Annotated in this window: 1 rRNA gene; it reads right to left on the bottom strand. The window is 52.1% G+C overall.

Features of this window, described 5'->3' with window-relative positions:
• Positions 1-213, bottom strand: a 23S ribosomal RNA gene (locus A7985_RS25590); the annotation flags it as partial.

Genomic DNA, 213 nt, shown 5'->3' on the forward strand with positions numbered 1-213 from the left:
ACCTTCGTGCTCCTCCGTTACTCTTTGGGAGGAGACCGCCCCAGTCAAACTACCCACCAGGCACTGTCCTCAACCCCGATTAGGGGCCTAAGTTAGAACATCAACACTACAAGGGTGGTATTTCAAGTCGGCTCCACACAATCTAGCGACTGTGCTTCAAAGCCTCCCACCTATCCTACACATGTAGGGTCAATGTTCAGTGCCAAGCTGTAG

It is taken from the genome of Pseudoalteromonas luteoviolacea (genome assembly GCF_001696455.1).
Classification (GTDB): Bacteria; Pseudomonadota; Gammaproteobacteria; order Enterobacterales; family Alteromonadaceae; genus Pseudoalteromonas; species Pseudoalteromonas luteoviolacea_C.